Genomic DNA, 18,925 nt, shown 5'->3' with positions numbered 1-18,925 from the left:
GTGTCCAATCCTGCGATGACGAACGGCAAAAGATCGACGCTTGACAAGATTTGGGCGTAAACGTATGTTTCAAACAACTGTTTGATCGCAACAACAAATCAATGCGGTCGTTCATTCCCGGTTACATCAGCAGAGGTTTATCGCTATGCCTGACTACAAGGCCCCCTTGCGTGATATTCGCTTCGTTCGTGACGAGTTGCTCGGCTACGAAGCGCACTATCAGAGCCTTCCGGCTTGTGCCGACGCAACTCCGGACATGGTTGACGCCATTCTTGAGGAAGGCGCCAAGTTTTGTGAGCAGGTACTGGCTCCGCTGAACCGCGTGGGCGACCTCGAAGGCTGCACCTGGAGCGAGTCCGGCGTTAAGACCCCGACTGGCTTCAAGGAAGCCTACAAGCAATTCGTCGAAGGTGGCTGGCCGAGCCTTGCTCACGACGTAGAGCACGGTGGCCAAGGTCTGCCGGAGTCCCTGGGTCTGGCCATCAGCGAAATGGTTGGCGAGTCCAACTGGTCGTGGGGCATGTACCCAGGCCTGTCGCACGGTGCGATGAACACCATCTCCGAGCACGGCACCCCTGAACAGCAAGAGGCTTACCTGACCAAGCTGGTTTCCGGCGAGTGGACCGGCACCATGTGCCTGACCGAGCCGCACTGCGGCACCGACCTGGGCATGCTGCGCACCAAGGCCGAGCCTCAGGCCGACGGTTCCTACAAGGTTTCCGGCACCAAGATCTTCATCTCGGCCGGTGAACACGACATGGCCGACAACATCGTCCACATCGTTCTGGCCCGCCTGCCGGATGCACCGGCTGGCACCAAAGGCATCTCCCTGTTCATCGTGCCGAAGTTCATGCCGAACGCCGATGGTTCGGTTGGCGCGCGTAACGCTGTGTCCTGCGGTTCCCTGGAACACAAGATGGGCATCCACGGCAACGCTACCTGCGTGATGAACTTCGACGGCGCTACCGGTTTCCTGATCGGCCCGGCGAACAAAGGCCTGAACTGCATGTTCACCTTTATGAACACCGCACGCCTGGGTACTGCGCTGCAAGGCCTGGCCCACGCTGAAGTCGGTTTCCAGGGCGGCCTGAAATACGCTCGCGACCGTCTGCAGATGCGCTCGCTGACTGGCCCGAAAGCGCCGGACAAAGCCGCTGACCCGATCATCGTGCACCCTGACGTACGCCGCATGCTGTTGACCATGAAGGCATTCGCCGAAGGCAACCGTGCAATGGTTTACTTCACCGCCAAGCAGGTCGACATCGTCAAGTACGGTGTGGACGAAGAAGAGAAGAAGAAAGCCGACGCACTGTTGGCGTTCATGACGCCAATCGCCAAAGCCTTCATGACCGAAGTCGGTTTCGAATCGGCCAACCACGGCGTGCAGATCTACGGTGGCCACGGCTTCATCGCCGAGTGGGGCATGGAGCAGAACGTCCGCGACAGCCGCATCTCGATGCTGTACGAAGGCACCACCGGTATCCAGGCACTCGACCTGCTGGGCCGTAAAGTGCTGATGACCCAAGGCGAGGCCCTCAAAGGTTTCACCAAGATCGTCCACAAGTTCTGCCAGACCAACGAAGGCAACGAAGCGGTCCAGGAGTTCGTCGCTCCGCTGGCCGCACTGAACAAGGAGTGGGGCGAGCTGACCATGAAGGTCGGTATGGCCGCCATGAAAGACCGCGAAGAAGTCGGCGCGGCCTCCGTGGATTACCTGATGTACTCCGGTTACGCCTGCCTGGCCTACTTCTGGGCTGACATGGCGCGTCTGGCTGCCGAGAAACTGGCTGCCGGCACTTCCGAAGAGGCGTTCTACACCGCCAAGCTGCAGACTGCGCGTTTCTACTTCCAGCGCATCCTGCCGCGTACCCGCACTCACGTCGTAACCATGCTGTCGGGCGCCAACAACCTGATGGACATGAAAGAAGAGAACTTCGACCTGGGCTACTAAGCCTTAACGAAGTACTTGAAAAAGCCGCTGCTCCTTCGGGAGCAGCGGCTTTTTTTGCTTTAAAGGTTGCCGGTGAAATGAATGGTTGGAACGGCCTTTGAAAAATACCTCAGTAATTCACTCAGCAACTCGGGCTTCCTGCCGTTACAGTAGTGGGCACATTGCCATCTATTGATTTGACGGGTCGGAGCTTTACCCTTGCCGCGCTCATCTGCTGTACGTTTCAGTCATTTCCTGCCGTCATTAGTGCTGTTACTGGCGGGGCTTGCGGCTGCTTACATCAAGGATCTGAACGTCTTCTTCACGTCGCTGTTCAACGTGTTGCCCACCCTGGTGTTGTTGCTCGGGGGCGCCTATTGCGCGGTGTACCGACGCCAGCGTGAACTGTTTCTGATGGTCACGGTGTACATCGCCTACTTCCTGCTCGACACCCAGACCGACTATTACCGCGACAACGGCAAGGTGCGTGACGATGCCGCCGTGGTCTTTCATTTGTGTTGCCTGCTGCTGCCGCTGTTGTTTGGCGTGTTCGCGGCATGGCAGGAACGCACCCATCTGTTCCAGGACATGGTGGCGCGCTTCGCGGTCTTGCTCGCGGTCGGCAGCGTAGCGCTGGGGCTTGAGCAAAGTTATCCACACGCGCTACTGATCTGGCTGTCGGAGATACGCTGGCCTGCCTTGCATGGCGCCTGGATGAGCCTGATCCAGTTGTCCTATCCGGTGTTCATCGCTGCGTTCCTGCTGCTGGCCTGGCAATACTGGCGCAACCCGCGACCGCTGCATGCCGCGCAATGGGTGGGGCTGCTCGGGTTGTTCTGGATGTTGCCGAAAACCTTCATCCTGCCGTTCACGCTGAACATCATGTGTAGCCAGGTGATGCTGATGATCGCCGCCGCCGTTGCCCACGAAGCCTATCAAATGGCCTTCCGCGACGAACTGACCGGACTGCCGGGCCGTCGTGCGCTGAATGAACGCCTGCAACGGTTGGGGCGCAACTACGTGTTGGCCATGAGCGACGTCGACCACTTCAAGAAATTCAACGACACCCACGGCCACGACGTCGGTGACCAGGTGCTGCGGCTGGTGGCCAGCAAGCTGTCGAAAATCGGCAGTGGCGGTAAGGCGTATCGCTATGGCGGCGAGGAATTTGCCCTGGTGTTTGCAGGCAGGACCCTCGAAGAGTGCCTGCCGCACCTGGAGGTCATCCGCGAGTCCATCGCCACTTACAACATTCAGCTGCGCAATCAGGAAAATCGCCCGCAGGACGATAGTCAGGGGCGTCAGCGGCGTGCCGGTTCCGGTGCGTCGAGTGTGTCGGTGACGGTCAGTATCGGTGTTGCGGAGCGGATCGACCAACGCACCCCCGAAGAGGTACTCAAGTCCGCTGACCAGGCGCTCTACAGCGCCAAGGGCGCCGGGCGCAACTGCGTGATGGCGTTCGGGCAGAACCGCCGTGGCGCCGTGCGCATGGACACCGCTACGGTTGAGTGATGATGGCGCATTCAGCGAGCGCAAAATGATTGTGAGGCGTGGTCGGCAGCAGTAGGTTGGAGAAATCTGCCGACGGAGAATGACCATGCCCGAGTACAAAGCTCCCTTGCGCGACATGCGCTTTCTGATCGACCACGTCTTCGACTTTCACCGCAATTACGCCGCGCTGGGGGCCACCGATGCCAGCCCGGACATGGTCAATGCGATCCTCGAAGAAGGGGCGAAGTTCTGCGAAAACGTGCTGTCGCCGCTCAACCGCAGTGGTGATGAAGAAGGCTGCCATTTCGACAATGGCGTGGTCACCACCCCCGCGGGCTTCAAGCAGGCATTCGCCCAATATGTCGAGGGCGGCTGGCATGGCCTGGCGGCGGATCCGGTTTACGGCGGTCAAGGGTTGCCGATCTCCCTGGGCCTGGTGATCAGCGAGATGGTGGGTTCCAGCAACACCTCATGGGGCATGTACCCCGGCCTGACCCACGGTGCGATGTCGGCGATCCACGCCCATGGTACCGAGGCGCAGAAGCAGACCTATTTGAAGAAGCTTACCGCTGGCCAATGGACCGGCACCATGTGCCTGACCGAAGCCCATTGCGGCACTGACCTGGGCATCATCAAGACCCGCGCCGTACCTGCGGCCGATGGCAGCTACGCGATCTCCGGCAGCAAGATCTTCATCTCCGCCGGCGAGCACGACATGAGCGCCAACATCATTCACCTGGTGCTGGCCAAATTGCCGGACGCACCGGCCGGGACCAAGGGCATTTCGCTGTTCATCGTGCCCAAGTTCCTGCCCGATGCGACGGGCGAAGCGGGCGAGCGCAACGGCGTGTCCTGCGGCTCGATCGAACACAAAATGGGCATCAAGGCCTCGGCCACCTGCGTGCTGAACTTCGACGAGGCCAAGGGCTTCCTGATCGGCGAGCCGAACAAGGGACTCAACTGCATGTTTACCATGATGAACCACGCGCGGCTGGGCACTGGCATGCAAGGGCTTTGTCTGGGGGAGGCGAGCTTCCAGGGCGCGATAAAGTACGCCAACGAGCGTTTGCAGATGCGCTCGCTGACCGGCCCGAAAGCGCCGGAAAAAGCCGCCGACCCGATCATCGTGCACCCTGATGTGCGGCGGATGTTGCTGACCATGAAAGCCTTCAACGAAGGCAACCGCGCGCTGACCTATTTCACCGCGCAGTTGCTCGACGTTGCACACCTGTGCCCGGATGAAACGGCGCGCCAGGACGCCGAAGACCTGTTGGCGTTCCTCACGCCGATCTGCAAAGCCTTCATGACCGACACCGGGCTGGAAGTGACCAACCATGGCATGCAGGTGTTTGGCGGCCACGGGTTCATTCGCGAATGGGGCATGGAGCAACTGGTCCGTGACTGCCGGATCGCACCGATCTATGAAGGCACCAACGGCATTCAGGCGCTGGACTTGCTCGGGCGCAAGGTACTCGGCAGCCAGGGCAAGCTGCTGCGCGGCTTCACCAAAATCGTCCATAAGTTCTGCGCGGCGAACGCCGAGCATCCACAACTGGCCGGGTATGTGGCGCAGCTCAATCAACTGAACCAGCAGTGGGGTGAGTTGACCACCAAGGTCGGAATGGCGGCGATGAAAAACCCGGACGAAGTCGGTGCCGCGTCGGTGGATTATCTGATGTACAGCGGTTACATCATCCTTGGCTACCTGTGGTTGCGCATGGCGCTGGTGGCTCAGGCGCAACTCGATGCCGGCAGCGGCGATGGCGACTTCTGCCGGGGCAAACTGGCGACCAACGAGTTTTACTTCAAGCGTCTGCTGCCACGCACTGCCGCTCATCGGGCAGCCATAGAGGCGGGTAGCGATTGCCTGATGCAGTTGCCGGCGGAGTTGTTTGCGCTTTAGTCATAAAAGTCCGTTACAAAGAAGCTCGCCTTGCGCGGGCTTTTTTGTTGATGACTAAAAATAACAAAACAGTCATGAGTTGACCCTATGTGTCGCAAAAGTTGTTGGGTTACACTCGACCCAACGAAAACACTCTTCCTGTGAATCATCTGTATAGATCTTGCGAGGTTTGCCATGGCTGACTACAAAGCGCCCCTGCGCGATATGCGCTTCGTCCTCAATGAAGTTTTCGAGGTTGCCAAACTCTGGGCCGAACTGCCTGCACTGGCTGAAACCGTGGATGCAGAAACGGTCGAAGCCATTCTGGAAGAAGCCGGCAAAGTCACCAGCAAAAGCATCGCACCGCTGAGCCGTGCCGCTGACGAAGAAGGTTGCCATTGGGCCGACGGTGCCGTCACCACTCCGGCAGGCTTCCCACAGGCTTATCAGACCTACGCTGAAGGCGGTTGGGTCGGTGTCGGTGGCGATCCGACCTACGGTGGCATGGGCATGCCCAAGGCGGTTTCGGCGCAGGTCGAAGAAATGGTCAACTCCGCGAGCCTGTCGTTCGGCCTGTACCCGATGCTGACCGCCGGTGCTTGCCTGTCGATCAACGCCCACGCCAGCGAAGAGCTGAAAGCGGCGTACCTGCCAAACATGTACGCCGGTGTATGGGCCGGTTCCATGTGCCTGACCGAGCCGCACGCCGGTACTGACCTGGGGATCATCCGTACCAAGGCCGAGCCTCAGGCTGACGGTTCCTATAAAGTCAGCGGCACCAAAATCTTCATCACCGGCGGCGAACACGACCTGACCGAGAACATCATTCACCTGGTACTGGCCAAACTGCCGGACGCACCGGCGGGGCCGAAAGGTATTTCGCTGTTCCTGGTGCCGAAGTTCATGGTCAATGCCGATGGCAGCCTGGGCGCGCGCAACCCGGCGAATTGTGGTTCGATCGAACACAAGATGGGCATCCAGGCGTCCGCGACCTGCGTGATGAACTTCGACGAAGCCGTGGGTTACCTGGTCGGCGAGCCGAACAAGGGCTTGGCGGCGATGTTCACCATGATGAACTACGAGCGTCTGGGCGTCGGTATCCAGGGCCTGGCCACTGGCGAGCGCTCGTACCAGAACGCCGTGGAATACGCCCGCGACCGTCTGCAAAGCCGTTCGCCAACGGGCGCGCAGAACAAGGACAAAGTGGCTGACCCGATCATCGTCCACCCGGACGTGCGTCGCATGCTGCTGACCATGAAAGCCTCGAACGAAGGTGGCCGTGCGTTCTCCACCTACGTGGCGATGCAACTGGACACCGCCAAGTTCAGCGAAGACGCAACCACCCGCAAGCGTGCGGAAGACCTGGTGGCATTGCTGACCCCGGTGGCCAAGGCGTTCCTGACCGACCTCGGCCTGGAAACCACCGTACACGGCCAGCAGATCTTCGGCGGCCACGGTTACATCCGTGAGTGGGGCCAGGAGCAGCTGGTGCGTGACGTGCGCATCACCCAGATCTACGAAGGCACCAATGGCATTCAGGCGCTGGACCTGGTCGGACGCAAGATCGTGGGCAGCGGCGGGGCGTTCTACAATCTGTTCGCCGACGAGATTCGCCACTTCACGGCAACCGCCAGCGCGGACCTCGCCGAGTTCACCAAGCCACTGAACGACGCCGTAACCACCCTCGATGAACTGACCGCGTGGTTGCTTGACCGTGCGAAGAGCAATCCGAACGAAATCGGCGCGGCGTCGGTCGAGTATCTGCAGGTGTTCGGTTACGTGGCATACGCCTACATGTGGGCCCTGATGGCCAAGGCGGCTTTCGGCAAGGAAGCGCAAGACGATTTCTACGCCAGCAAATTGGGTACGGCTCGCTTCTATTTCGCCCGCCTGCTGCCGCGCATTCACTCGTTGAGCGCGTCGGTGAAGGCCGGTAGCGAATCGTTGTTTCTGCTGGATGCAGGACAATTCTGATGAAGTAACGTTATGTAAGCATTCTCTTACATAACGTGCTGCTGTTCTCCCATAGATGCAAATTGGATCCACAGCTAATCTACTTCTCATGGACGTAGCGCAGGAAGCGCAAAGCAACAACAGGGACACGTAGGATTCTGCCAGGACGGCGGAGTGAAATGGATGTCAGGGAAACAGTCTGCAAAGCCCCGCTTCGGCGGGGTTTTCTTTTGCCTGAAGAAAAGTTTTCAGCTTGTCCCATCCAGAGCCTGCGCGCTGTTCAAGCGCCCGTCCGGGCCGTTTATCACCTCTTCCAGCAATGTCCGCAGCAATGCCAGCGAGGCCTGCTGCCGTTGCACATCCCGACACACCAGACCGACCTTCAGCGGTACCCGGGGTTCGCTCAGGGGCTTCCACAGCAGTTCGTGGTTGCCATGGGTCTTTTGCGAGCGACCGGGCAATACCGTCGCCAGGCGCGTGTGGGGCAGGCTGTCGAGGATGCCGGCCATGTTGTTCAACTCGGCTTGCACCTGTGGGCGACGACCAAGGCTTGTCAGCTGTGCCTGCCAGATCTGCCTGATCTGAAATTCTTCGCCCAGCAGCAACATCGGCAGTTCGGCCGCCTGACTCATGGACACTTTCTTGAATTCACGCAGCGGATGCTCTGCCGGGATGACCAGGGTCAGTTCATCTTCGTACAGCATCACGCCATGCAAGCCAGGCTGGCGGGGCGGCAGGTAGCCGATGCCGATATCCAGAGAACCGTTGAGCAGTCGCCGCTCGATTTCCAGGCCGGTCAGTTCATAGATCTGCACCACCAGATGCGGCTGCGCCTTGCGCACCCGTTCGAGCATCTGCGGAACGAGGCTGGTGTGCACGGTCTGCAACACACCGATGGCCAGGGTGCGCAGGGCCTGCCCCTTAAAGTTGCCGAGCGCTTCCCGTGCCCGTTGCAGACCATCGAGCAAAGGCAGTGCGTGGTTGTACAGCGTGTGCGCCGCGAGGGTCGGCAACAGGCGTTTGCTGCTGCGCTCGAACAGGCTCACCTCGAGGTTTTGCTCGAGGTGGCGGATTTGCTGGGACAGCGCCGGCTGGGAGATGGACAGACGCTCGGCGGCCCGGCCCACGTGGCCTTCTTCGTAAACCGCGACGAAATAACGCAGTTGCTTGAAATCCATAAGTAATGCTTATCGAAAATGCTGGGAAATCGAAATGGCTGAACGCCTCGCCTGAGCCTAGTCTAACCGCATTCACAGGGCTTACAGGGCCACAGAGTGCGATGAATACCCTTTGCTTCGATGGTATTTACATAGGTAAGGCAAAAAACCTCATCAGAGGTTTTGTCAGATGAATCTGTTCAGTCTGCGCCGCAGTCCACCCAGTCTTGATGATCTGGTCATGGACGCCTTCCTGCCATCCCAAGGCGATAACCTTTCCAGCGAGTACTTGATGCCCAGTGTCGAGCGGCCGAAACAGATATTTGTGCGTGGCCAGGGTTCATGGTTGTGGGACAGCGATGACCGTGCGTACCTGGATTTTTCCCAGGGCGGCGGGGCCAACAGCCTTGGTCACAGCCCTTCGGTACTGGTCAATGCAATCACATCCCAGGCTCAGTTGCTGATCAATCCGGGTTTCGGCCTGCACAATCGCGGCATGCTCAGCCTCGCCGAACATCTGTGTGCCAGCACCGGCAGTGATCAGGCCTACCTGCTCAATACCGGCAGCGAAGCCTGTGAGGCGGCGATCAAACTGGCGCGCAAATGGGGTCAACAGCATCGCGGTGGTGCGTCGCGCATCATCGTGGCCAACAACGGTTGCCATGGCCGCAGCCTGGGGACGATTTCGGCGTCGGACAGTTCGACATTGGCCAACCGTTTCGAGCCGCAATTGCCAGGCTTCAGTCGTGTCCCGTTCAATGATCTGCCAGCGTTGCATGCGGCCGTGGATGAACGGACCGTAGCGATCATGCTCGAGCCGATCCAGAGCGAAGCCGGCGTGATCCCGGCCACCGCGCACTACCTCAAGGGCGTCGAACGCTTGTGCCGTGAACTCGGCATTTTGCTGATCCTTGACGAAGTGCAAACCGGCATCGGCCGTTGTGGCACCTTGCTCGCGGAACAGTCCTGTGGCGTCACGGCGGATATCGTCGTGCTTGGCAAAGGCTTGGGCGGCGGGGTGCCATTGGCCGCATTGCTGGCGAGGGGCAAGGCTTGCTGCTTCGACATTGGCGAGGTGACAGGCACTCATCACGGTAATGCGTTGATGACGGCGGCGGGACTTGCGGTGCTCGATACCGTGCAGGACAAGGTTTTCCTCAAACACATTGCAGAAGCCGGTCAACACCTGCGTGAAGGGTTGGAGCGTCTGGCCCATCGTTACGGTCACGGCGAGTTGCGCGGACAAGGGCTGCTTTGGGGGCTGACGCTGTCGGACGATTCCGCCGACGCGGTGGTCAAGGCCGCGCTGTATGAAGGCTTGTTGCTCAATGCACCACAACCCGACTGCCTGCGCTTTACCCCTGCGCTCAATGTCAGCAACGCCAACATCGATGAAATGCTCCTGCGCCTGGCGCGTGCCTTCTCCCGAGTACGCACCGCGCAATTGCAGTGCCGCAAAGGGATTGCCGTCTGATCCGGCGCGCCCTGCACACATTCCAGAACCGTCTCGCGGTAATACGCACGCCCTACGCCCGACACTTTTGGCGTGGGGCGTTTTTTTGTGGCCGGCCTTTTCCAAAGGCAATTTCGGCTTGAGCGGTTAGCACATCAATGGCTTTCTAGCGTGCATCGGCAGGGAGTGCCGGTGCCAGCGAAACTGTATTACCTTCGCGTTGGTTTTGATTTCTATACCACTGGGTGGTATGTTTTATGGAAGGGATGCCGATGTCACCAAGGTTGTTCAAGACAAAGCGCTTCGCAATGCAGGCCGCCAAGGCCTGGATCGGTGATGACGAACTCCGGGAGGCATTCACCGAAATGCTCAATGGTCAGGCTGACAATTTGGGTGGCGGGGTCTGGAAGAAGCGTTTGAATGCCAACCGCCATCGCTCGATTATCCTGGCCAAGGGCGGTGCTCATTGGGTCTATCAGTTCCTGTACGCAAAAAAAGATCAGAGCAATATCAGTCCCAGGCATCTGCTCGACTTGCGAGAGTTGGCCAAGACATATGGTGGACTGACCGAAATGCAAATTCAGCGTTTGCTGGATGCAAAGGAGTTTGTGGAGATACCAAATGAGTAAAAAATTCAAAAGTGAGCTATCGGAATCGATCCACGAATCGGCCAGTGCCTTGTATGCCATAGGTGCAATCAGCAAAGCGACCATGCGTGAATTCGATGAATCCTGCCTTGCAAGGGTGCCGGATGCGATTCCCGCGCAGGAGATCAAGGCATTGCGCGAGCGCAACAATGTCAGTCAACCTGTGTTTGCGCGCTACCTGAACACCAGTGCTTCCACGGTCAAGCAATGGGAAGCAGGGGATAAGCACCCCAGTGGCATGGCGCTGAAGTTGCTGAGTATCGTGCGCAAACACGGTCTGGAGATACTCGCCTGAGAAATCGGGCTGAACCCTGACAAACGGTACAGGTCGATTAGCTGTAGGGCTCGAACGAGTCCACCCCAATCAGGAGCTGCCCCATGGACTTCATTCGCATCATCATCGCCATCCTGTTGCCGCCACTGGGTGTGTTTCTGCAAGTAGGATTCGGCGGGGCGTTCTGGCTGAATATTCTGCTGACGTTGTGCGGTTACATTCCGGGGATCGTGCATGCGGTGTACATCATCGCCAAGCGCTGAGTAGAACGTCGGCAGGTAGACCGCCTTCGCGAGCAGGGCTCGCGATTGAGGCGCCACCGTTTCGGCAATGAGCGCAGGCTTCAGTTCACTGAGTCCATCACCCGCCGATAAAACAACCACTCCTGCTCCAGCGCATGGGCCTGGTTACCGGCCTTGCGAAAGCCATGGCGTTCATCGGCGTAGTAATGCGCTTCGACCAGGATACCGTTGTCTTGCAGCGCCGTGACCATGTCGCGGGTTTGTTGCGGGACGACCACGGCATCCAGTTCTCCTTGAAAGAAGATCATCGGCACGCGGATGTTGCCGGCATGCAGCAGCGGCGTGCGGGCGGCGTAGCGTTCGGCATCCAGTTGCGGATCGCCGATCAGCCAGTCCAGATAGTCGCTTTCGAATTTGTGGGTCGCGCGCCCCAGCGCCACCGGGTCGCTGACCCCATACAGGCTGGCGCCAGCGCGGAACACGTTGTGAAAAGCCAGGGCGCACAGGCTGGTATAGCCGCCAGCGCTGCCGCCGCGAATGAATGCCTTCTCGCCGTCGATCAAGCCACGGTCGTTGAGGTAACTCACCACGGCGCAAGCGTCTTGCACATCCACGTCGCCCCAACTCAGGTGCAGTGCCTGGCGATAGGCCCGGCCATAGCCGCTGCTGCCGCGGTAGTTGAGGTCGGCGACGGCGAAGCCCCGCTGTGCCCAGTACTGGATACGCGGATCGAGCATCGGGTAGCACGCCGAGGTCGGGCCGCCATGGACGAACACCACCAATGGCGGTTTCGCCGCGCCGGTCATCGCCGGGTAGAAGAAGCCGTGGGCTTCGCCTGAGCCACTTGGGTAGCGCAAGGTTTGCGGGCGGCTGATCTGTTCGGGAGCAAGCGGTGCGATGCCGCCGGCCAGTACTTGCACTTGCCGGCTCTGGCGGTCAATGGCGATGACGGCAGTTGAGCTGACGGGCGACGCCGCGATGCAATAGATGAACTGCTCATCCACGGCGAGATGGCGAAAGCGGCTGTAGTCGCCGGTGAAATCGGCGCTGGAATCGCCGCCTATGCCCAGTCGGCCAAAGCCACCCTCGGTCCAACTGGCCAGATAACTGTCGTCGCCCAGCGGCAACCAGGTGCTGCCGCCGAGTTGCCAAGGCGCGGGGCCGTGGTCGGCGGCCGCACTTGGCAATGGGCTCAAGCCTTTTTCAGTTTCTTTCCATGGCTGCCAGTAACCTGCGCGATCCGTCAGGCAATACAAGCGACCGTCGGCATCGAACCGCGGTTGTTGCACAGACTCTTGAACGCCGTCGCCGGCCACACAACGAGCCTCGGCAAAGCCACCGTTGGCGAGGCCTTCAGCAACCATCAAACGTGTCGCTGTCCATGGCTGATCCGGACGACTCCACTCGATCCAGGCCAGGCGCCGGGCATCAGGGCTCAGCGTCGGCGCCGAGTAGAAATCAGCACCTTCGGCCAGCAGGTGACGTGCGCCATCCAACAGATCGATTGCCACCAGCCGGTGTTGATCGCGATGCTCCTCGACCGCCAGCACTTGTCCGTTGGCGAACTGCAGATCGCCATATCGGCACGCACCGGAGGTCAGCCTTTCGGGCGCTTCGTCTTGCAGTGATTGCCGATACAACTGCTGGTCGGCCTCGTTGACGAAAACGATACCGTCGTCCGTCAGACAAAACGCGCCGCCGCCATATTCGTACACCCGACTGCGCGCGCTGAACCCCGGTGGCGTCAGGCATTTCGCTGCACCATCGCGCCAGTGCCAGATCCGGCACGCCGCGTCTTCGGGGCGGTACTCGTTCCAGAACAGGCCCTGCCGCCCGACCTGCAGTTCGGCAAAGTCGATACCGGCGGCCACGGCTTTGGCAGCGCTGAAAGGTTCAGCTTTTGGCGATGAGGCGTGAGTTTCGTTCATTGCGAAAGGCCAGTTGGTCGATGGTCTGAGTGGCGCTCTCGGCTTCTTCGCGGGCCTTGAGGATCACGCCGTGTTGTGGCGACTTGCTGCACACCGGGTCGGCGTTGCTGGCGTCCCCCGTGAGCATGAACGCCTGGCAGCGGCAGCCGCCGAAGTCTTTTTCTTTCTCGTCACAAGAGCGGCACGGCTCGGGCATCCAGTCGTAACCGCGAAAGCGGTTGAAGCCGAACGAGTCATACCAGATGTGCTGCATGCTGTGGTCGCGCACGTTGGGAAATTGCACCGGCATCTGTCGGGCACCGTGACAGGGCAGGGCGGTTCCGTCTGGCGTGACCGTCAGAAAAATACTGCCCCAGCCATTCATGCAGGCTTTCGGGCGTTCTTCGTAATAGTCCGGCGTGACGAAAATCAGCTTGCACGGATGCCCTTCGGCTTCCAGTTTGGCGCGGTATTCGTTGGTGATGCGTTCGGCGCGCACCAGTTGTTCTTTGGTCGGCAAAAGCCCAACGCGATTGAGTTGCGCCCAGCCGTAGAACTGGCATGTGGCGAGCTCGACGAAGTCCGCCTCCAGGGCGATGCACAGCTCGATGATGCGGTCGATCTGGTCGATGTTGTGCCGATGGGTGACGAAGTTCAGCACCATCGGATAGCCGTGGGCTTTCACCGCCCGGGCCATTTCCAGTTTCTGCGCGAAGGCCTTTTTCGAACCGGCCAGCAGATTGTTCACCTGCTCGTCGCTGGCCTGGAAACTGATCTGGATGTGATCGAGCCCGGCCTTCTTGAAGTCGCTGATTTTCTGCTCGGTGAGGCCGATGCCGGAGGTGATCAGGTTGGTGTAGAAACCCAGCTTTCGGGCCTCGGCAATCAACTCGGCGAGGTCCTGACGCACCAGCGGCTCGCCACCGGAAAAGCCCAGTTGCGCCGCGCCCATTTCCCGCGCTTCGCGAAACACCTTGAGCCACTGCTCGGTGCTCAGCTCTTTGCCTTGCTCGGCGAAATCCAGCGGGTTGGAGCAATACGGGCATTGCAGCGGGCAGCGATAGGTCAGCTCGGCCAGCAGCCACAGCGGCAGGCCGATTTCAGGTTTGGGCGGTACTTGCACCGATGAATCAGGCAAGTTCGATCCAGTGCTGCGCACGGGCAACCTCCATGAATTGCTCGATGTCGTCACCGAGCTCGGGCACGCCAGGGAACTGCTGATCGAGCTCATTGATGATGGCCGCGACATCCCGTTCACCGTCAATCAAACCGCCGATCAGCGCGGCACTTTCGTTGAGCTTGATCATGCCTTCCGGGTACAGCAGCACATGGCCTTTTTGCGCCGGTTCGTACTGGAAGCGATAGCCAGGGCGCCAGGTCGGGGTCTTGCTGCGATCGAAACTCATAAGGTGATTCCTTTGTGCCAGACCCGTTCCCCGGTCACGCTGTGGTACGGCGGGCGTTTCAGTTCGTAGGCCATGCTCATGGCATCGAGCATGCTCCAAAGAATGTCCAGTTTGAACTGGAGAATTTCCAGCATGCGCTCCTGGCCTTCACGGGTGGTGTAGTGCTGCAGCGTGATCGCCAGACCATGCTCGACATCACGCCGTGCCTGGCCCAGGCGCGTGCGGAAATACTCGTAGCCGGCCGGGTCGATCCACGGGTAATGCTGGGGCCAGCTGTCCAGGCGCGACTGGTGGATCTGCGGGGCGAACAGTTCGGTCAGCGAGCTGCTTGCGGCTTCCTGCCAACTGGCGCGGCGGGCGAAATTGACATAGGCGTCCACGGCGAAGCGCACGCCGGGCAACACCAGTTCCTGGGAGCGCAGTTGGTCCGGGTCGAGGCCCACGGCCTGGCCCAGGCGCAGCCAGGCTTCGATGCCGCCGTCTTCACCGGGCGCACCGTCGTGGTCGAGCAGGCGCTGAATCCATTCGCGGCGGATCTCGCGGTCAGGGCAGTTGGCGAGGATCGCCGCGTCCTTCAGGGGGATGTTCACCTGATAGTAGAAACGGTTGGCGACCCAGCCCTGGATCTGTTCGCGGGTGGCCCGGCCTTCATACATCGCCACGTGATAGGGGTGATGGATGTGGTAATAGGCGCCCTTGGCGCGCAGGGCCGCTTCGAATTCGGCGGGGGACATTGGGGTGTCGGTCATTGCGGTTCTCCGGTGTACAACCGTTGAAATCTTGGGTGTCTGGTCGGACGCTTTCGCGGCGGTGCGGCGATCCGAGAAGCCCGCTCCCACAGGGGTTGTGTACGCCACAGATCCAATGTGGGAGCGGGCTTGCCCGCGAAGGGGCCCTCCGCTACAACACAATACTCATGCCGTCATACGCCACTTCAACCTGGCGCCGATCCAGCTCCGCCCGTTCCGACGAATCCTCATCGAGAATCGGGTTGGTATTGTTGATGTGGATAAGCACCTTGCGCTGGTTGGGCAATTGCTCAAGGACTTCAAGCATCCCACCGGGGCCGTTCTGCGCCAGGTGTCCCATCTCGCGACCGGTGCGGGTACCAACGCCGCGACGCTGCATTTCATCGTCGTCCCACAGCGTGCCGTCGACCAGCAGGCAATGGCTGCCAGCCATGATTTCCAGAAGTTCTGCATCCACCTTGCCCAGGCCCGGTGCGTAGAACAGTTTGCCGCCGGTGTTGAGGTCTTCGATGATCAGGCCGATGTTGTCGCCCGGATGCGGGTCGAAGCGATGTGGCGAGTAGGGCGGCGCGGCACTGCGCAAAGGCAGCGGGGTGAAGCGCAAATTCGGGCAGGCCGGTACGCTGAAGCTTTGATCGAGTTCGATCCGGTTCCAGGTCAGCCCGCCATTCCAGTGGTTGAGCATGGTGAACAGCGGGAAACCGGTGCTCAGGTCTTCGTGGACCATGTCGGTGCACCAGACCTGATGCGGGCAGCCTTCGCGCAGCATGAGCAGGCCGGTGGTGTGGTCGATCTGGCTGTCCATCAGGATGATCGCGCCGATCCCGGTATCGCGCAGGGCGCGGCCCGGCTGCATCGGGGCGAAGCTCTGGAGTTGGGCGCGGATGTCCGGGGAAGTGTTGCAAAGCACCCAGTTCACGCCGTCGTCGGAAATCGCGATGGACGATTGCGTCCGCGCCTTGGCCCGCAGGCTGCCGTTGCGAAATCCCGCGCAGTTCACGCAGTTGCAGTTCCACTGGGGGAAGCCGCCGCCAGCAGCGGAACCTAGAATCTGGACAAACATGGACGCTCCATCATTTCAACGCTGAAAATAAAACGCCTCGGATAACCGAGGCGTTGTGCTGCATCTCTGTCAAAGCTGAGATTAGCGGCTTGCGAAGTACATGGTGACTTCAAAGCCAATACGCAGGTCGGTGTAGGCAGGTTTGGTCCAGGCCATAAATTGAACTCCTCAGGTAAGGTGGGACAGCGCTATCTATAGGTATAGTCCACCTCAAGTCAGAGATGTTCCAGATAGTTAGGTTGCTATGTTACTCAAAATTTCAAAGAAATTGCCCGTGAAACTTTGAGAAAGCTCCTTGCAGCCCCGGTAATGATCATTTTGCCGCTTGCCATGGCGCGCCTGGCGAAGCGCTGTTGGCAAGGCACAGCCAGCCGCCTTCGGCCTGATTCAGGCGTTGGGCCGCAGCCAGTAGAGCGGTCCGGTCAATGCGCACTATGGCCTCGGGCAATTGCGTCAGATAATCCGACGAACGGCCGGCCAGCTTGCCCTGCCAAAGCAATTCGGCCGCTTGCGCCGTAGTGAGCGCAGCGCTGGAAAACTGATCCGCCAGGGCCTGGCGTTGAGCGTTGAAGCTAGTGTCGTCGAGTGCGTGGATCAGTTCCGGCAATCGATTCAGGAATTGCTCGGTGTGTTGCAGCAGCTCCACCGGCGCAACGCTTGGCGATTGCACGCCGAACAGCAACCCGGTTTGTCCGTGAATCTGCCGCAGGGCGCTGAACACCGCATAGCCGAGTTGCAGTTCCACCCGCAGGCGTTGGTAGAACGGCGTCTGACAGACATGCGCGAGCAAACGCCATGCAATTTCGTCGGCCAATTCCTGGGTGGCTGTCGGACAGAACAGCAGCAACGCGTGCTCGCTGGAGGCGGTATCGACATTGCTCCACAGGTGCTGTGCAAGGATAGAAGAGCGCGGCGTCAGTTGATTGTCCGGCGTGCCGGGTATGCGGCTCAAGGCCAGTCCCATGGCTGCCTGAGCCTGAGCCGATAACCCGATGGCCAGCCCATCCCAGCGCGCACTCGACCAGAGTGGCTGCACGTCGTCCGAGTTCGCGGTGTGCCCGAGGCAGTGATCGGGCAATGCCTTGAGCAGTTGTCGAATCGGAATCAACGCAACGCTGGTCGATTCGGCTTGTGAGACAGCGGCATCGGGTTTTGTCAGTTCTTTGAGCACATGCTCCAGGACGCTGGGCATCGGCTCCTGTAGCCCGTTCAGTTTGAGCAGCCATTCGTTGCCCGACGCACTGAAGGAAATATCCACACCAGCCTGGCGCGCGTCTTCGCGCAACGGTTGCAGGTGGTTTTCCAGCCGTGATTGAAGCTGGCTGCCGGGGGCCGGGTCCAGACGCCAGCGCAGATAAATCGCACCTTCAGCACCGTTGTCCGGCCATGCCTGACTGAACTGCATCGGCGAGCGTTCACGACGGCTGCGCGAGCGATCCTGGGCAAACGTGCGCAGGCCACGGTGGGCGCTGGTCTGGCCGCGAATCAATCCGGCGTTAGGTGTTGGTGCTTCGGCGCACAGGAACGGATTAGGTTCTGGCAATTGCCATGGGCCGTTGAAGTTATCCACAGCGCCGATTTGTTGAAGGATTTGCTTGAGGGCTGTTACACCCGGTTCGGATAACCCGACTTCGCGTTGTTCGCTGTCCAGGCGGGCCAGTTGCAAGGCACTGCTGATTTGCTGCTGGCGCTGGAGCAGGGTGGCGTACTCTTCGCGCAATCGGTTCCAGTCTTGCTCGGCAAAGAAACCGAGCCAGTCCAGCAGGCGTCCGCGGATGCCTGTTGCCGAGACTGTGGCAGGCAGGGTGAATTCGATATGCAGCAAGGCTTGCCCGGCGAACTGGTACAGCGGCTGGGCTTTCAGGTGATCGGCCAGCCCGCGCTCGCGCAGGTCCGCCAACAAGCCGCCGGGTTTTACCTGGTTCAGCCAATGGCACAGGAACGCCAACGCTTCGGCAGAGTTGTCAGGCAGTGTTTCGAGGGCAAACAGCAGGTCCAGACGTCGTTCGTCAGCCTGTTGATAACTTTTATCTGGCGCATCCATCAGCGGTATCGGCGCTTGCTGCGTGACTGTTTCGCCTTTGGCAATGACGCTGCCAAAGGCTTCTGCCATCGCTTTCAATTCATCGAGGCCCTGCGGTCCGGCCAGGCTCAGGGTCATTTGCCCGGTCTGGTAATAGCGCTGATAAAAACCCTGCAGCGCCTGCTGAAACTCCGGTTGTTGCAGTGGCAGACTGTCGCGATTGCCAGCATGAAAACCCCTTAGCGGATGAGCCTCGGCCAGTCCATTGAACAGCGCAAACTGCTGCTGCGCCTCGGCATCCTGCGACCAGGCGACAAACTCCGCCTGCAACACTTCCCGTTCCCGCTGCTGGTCGTCCGGATTCATACGCGGATGGGCGAGCATGTCTGACAAACGCTCCAGCCCACCGGCAAACGCCTGGGGCGGCAGTTCGAAAAAGTAGTCTGTGGTGCGTTCGCTGGTCCGCGCGTTTACCTGGCCGCCATGACTCTGGACGTAGGCCATCAACCCTTGCCCGGCAGGAAAACGCTCAGTCCCCAGAAACAGCAAATGCTCAAGAAAATGCGCCAGGCCAGGCCACGCCAGCGGCACATCATGGCTACCCGCGGCGACCCGTAACGCTGCTGCGCAACGCTTCAAATTCGGGGCATGACGCAGCGTCACCCGCAGGCCGTTGGCCAGAGTTTCAGTGTGGGGGCGAAGGGGATTCAACGCGGGCATGGGCACTTCCAGAACAGTGAAGTGCCAA

At 60.0% G+C, this 18,925-nt stretch carries 16 protein-coding genes; 8 read left to right on the top strand and 8 right to left on the bottom strand.

Going from position 1 to position 18,925, the window contains the following annotated elements:
• The first annotated feature begins 145 nt into the window (after window positions 1-145).
• From AB4O40_RS15165 to AB4O40_RS15150, 4 genes are all read left to right on the top strand, one after another.
• Complete coding sequence (locus tag AB4O40_RS15165; protein ID WP_095944826.1) at window positions 146-1,951, top strand: phenylacyl-CoA dehydrogenase; 1,806 nt, start codon at window positions 146-148, stop codon at window positions 1,949-1,951.
• Window positions 1,952-2,149: 198 nt separating this feature from the next.
• Window positions 2,150-3,442 carry a GGDEF domain-containing protein gene (locus tag AB4O40_RS15160; RefSeq protein ID WP_460053924.1) on the top strand — a complete coding sequence of 431 codons (1,293 nt, stop codon included), beginning with the start codon at window positions 2,150-2,152 and terminating at the stop codon, window positions 3,440-3,442.
• A gap of 85 nt (window positions 3,443-3,527) precedes the next feature.
• Window positions 3,528-5,324 (top strand): acyl-CoA dehydrogenase C-terminal domain-containing protein, encoded by a 1,797-nt coding sequence (locus tag AB4O40_RS15155; protein WP_460053926.1) that lies wholly within the window; start codon window positions 3,528-3,530, stop codon window positions 5,322-5,324.
• Window positions 5,325-5,498: 174 nt separating this feature from the next.
• Window positions 5,499-7,277 (top strand): acyl-CoA dehydrogenase C-terminal domain-containing protein, encoded by a 1,779-nt coding sequence (locus AB4O40_RS15150; protein ID WP_056726617.1) that lies wholly within the window; start codon window positions 5,499-5,501, stop codon window positions 7,275-7,277.
• Between the two features lie 227 nt (window positions 7,278-7,504).
• Here the strand turns inward: AB4O40_RS15150 and AB4O40_RS15145 are convergent, their stop codons facing one another.
• On the bottom strand, window positions 7,505-8,434 hold the full coding sequence (locus AB4O40_RS15145; protein WP_056726618.1) for a LysR family transcriptional regulator: 930 nt from the start codon (window positions 8,432-8,434) through the stop codon (window positions 7,505-7,507).
• 169 nt (window positions 8,435-8,603) lie between these two features.
• On the opposite strand from AB4O40_RS15145, the gene AB4O40_RS15140 reads away from it, so the two are divergent.
• The 4 genes from AB4O40_RS15140 (at window position 8,604) to AB4O40_RS15125 (ending at window position 11,050) form a co-directional block, all read left to right on the top strand.
• Window positions 8,604-9,887 carry an aspartate aminotransferase family protein gene (locus AB4O40_RS15140; protein ID WP_056726619.1) on the top strand — a complete coding sequence of 428 codons (1,284 nt, stop codon included), beginning with the start codon at window positions 8,604-8,606 and terminating at the stop codon, window positions 9,885-9,887.
• Window positions 9,888-10,138: 251 nt separating this feature from the next.
• Window positions 10,139-10,495, top strand: coding sequence for a type II toxin-antitoxin system RelE/ParE family toxin (locus AB4O40_RS15135; RefSeq protein ID WP_056726620.1), 357 nt, complete (start codon window positions 10,139-10,141; stop codon window positions 10,493-10,495).
• Window positions 10,488-10,808 (top strand): helix-turn-helix domain-containing protein, encoded by a 321-nt coding sequence (locus AB4O40_RS15130; protein WP_046039442.1) that lies wholly within the window; start codon window positions 10,488-10,490, stop codon window positions 10,806-10,808. Before AB4O40_RS15135 ends, AB4O40_RS15130 begins: the two co-directional genes overlap by 8 nt.
• Before the next feature lie 83 nt (window positions 10,809-10,891).
• The gene (locus tag AB4O40_RS15125) at window positions 10,892-11,050 is read left to right on the top strand and encodes a YqaE/Pmp3 family membrane protein (RefSeq protein WP_003228885.1); all 159 of its coding nucleotides are present in this window, start codon (window positions 10,892-10,894) and stop codon (window positions 11,048-11,050) included.
• An 80-nt stretch (window positions 11,051-11,130) separates the two neighbouring features.
• Here the strand turns inward: AB4O40_RS15125 and AB4O40_RS15120 are convergent, their stop codons facing one another.
• The 7 genes from AB4O40_RS15120 to pqqF all read right to left on the bottom strand — a co-directional run bounded on the left by AB4O40_RS15120 (window position 11,131) and on the right by pqqF (window position 18,897).
• Entirely contained in the window at window positions 11,131-12,957 is a 1,827-nt protein-coding gene (locus AB4O40_RS15120; protein ID WP_056726621.1) for a S9 family peptidase, read from the bottom strand.
• Window positions 12,923-14,059: a pyrroloquinoline quinone biosynthesis protein PqqE gene (pqqE, locus tag AB4O40_RS15115; RefSeq protein ID WP_409078225.1), complete on the bottom strand. Its 1,137-nt coding sequence runs from the start codon at window positions 14,057-14,059 to the stop codon at window positions 12,923-12,925. Before pqqE ends, AB4O40_RS15120 begins: the two co-directional genes overlap by 35 nt.
• Window positions 14,060-14,066: 7 nt before the next feature.
• Window positions 14,067-14,342 (bottom strand): pyrroloquinoline quinone biosynthesis peptide chaperone PqqD, encoded by a 276-nt coding sequence (gene pqqD / locus AB4O40_RS15110; protein ID WP_015097086.1) that lies wholly within the window; start codon window positions 14,340-14,342, stop codon window positions 14,067-14,069.
• Window positions 14,339-15,091, bottom strand: coding sequence for a pyrroloquinoline-quinone synthase PqqC (gene pqqC / locus AB4O40_RS15105; protein WP_007993179.1), 753 nt, complete (start codon window positions 15,089-15,091; stop codon window positions 14,339-14,341). Before pqqC ends, pqqD begins: the two co-directional genes overlap by 4 nt.
• A gap of 151 nt (window positions 15,092-15,242) precedes the next feature.
• Entirely contained in the window at window positions 15,243-16,154 is a 912-nt protein-coding gene (pqqB, locus tag AB4O40_RS15100; protein ID WP_223541366.1) for a pyrroloquinoline quinone biosynthesis protein PqqB, read from the bottom strand.
• Between the two features lie 81 nt (window positions 16,155-16,235).
• Window positions 16,236-16,310: a pyrroloquinoline quinone precursor peptide PqqA gene (gene pqqA, locus AB4O40_RS15095; protein ID WP_003444522.1), complete on the bottom strand. Its 75-nt coding sequence runs from the start codon at window positions 16,308-16,310 to the stop codon at window positions 16,236-16,238.
• 157 nt (window positions 16,311-16,467) lie between these two features.
• The gene (pqqF, locus tag AB4O40_RS15090; protein WP_223541367.1) at window positions 16,468-18,897 is read right to left on the bottom strand and encodes a pyrroloquinoline quinone biosynthesis protein PqqF; all 2,430 of its coding nucleotides are present in this window, start codon (window positions 18,895-18,897) and stop codon (window positions 16,468-16,470) included.
• Window positions 18,898-18,925: the final 28 nt, after the last annotated feature.

It is taken from the genome of Pseudomonas sp. S2_F07 (assembly GCF_054668325.1).
The sequence above is the reverse complement of the archived record's forward strand: the minus strand, read 5'-3'. Positions and strand labels throughout refer to the sequence as shown.